This window comes from Psychrobacter sp. T6-1, from assembly GCF_052258445.1.
On the sequence record NZ_JBQQFC010000750.1, the window covers coordinates 1 to 620 of the forward strand.

General features: G+C 49.7%; 1 protein-coding gene. It reads right to left on the minus strand.

The window, feature by feature from the left end; all coding sequences use genetic code 11:
- On the minus strand, positions 1-620 hold a 620-nt coding region (locus ACTXGO_RS15790), incomplete at both ends, for a DegT/DnrJ/EryC1/StrS family aminotransferase (RefSeq protein WP_443575186.1).

Consider the following 620-nt stretch of genomic DNA (forward strand, 5'->3'; position numbering starts at 1 on the left):
TGCGACCGATCACTCCTTGCATCTCAGTCATACGCCAATTGGTACCGAAGTTCTCGTGTAGCCAGCGATAGCCCGGCACATGCTCAGTCTCATAAACAGCAGCAAAGCTCTTACCATGATCTTTGTAAGCCCACATCTTACGCCATAGCTGCTCATCGTTGGTAGTAACCATACCACCCTCACCGCCTGTGGTCATAATCTTGTCCTGACAAAAGCTCCATGCCCCTATATGACCGATACTCCCGACGCTACGATTCTTGTAGCGTGCGCCATGAGCTTGTGCACAGTCCTCTATCACATATAGGTTATGCTGCTCGGCCAGTGCCATAATGCCATCCATATCGCAGGGCCAGCCCGCTAGATGCACACAGACGATGCCTTTAGTTTTATCAGTGATAACCGCAGCAATGCTCTTAGGCGTTATATTGCCTGATACCTCGTCGATATCAGCGAAGATAGGCGCCGCCCCTGCATTAACCACAGATGAGATACTCGCGATAAAGGTACGCGGCGTAACGATGACCTCGTCACCGATGCCAATATCTAAAGCTTGTAGTGCCAAATCTAGAGCTAAAGTACCATTGCCCAATGCTATTGCATAATTGCTACCTGTCCAGTCA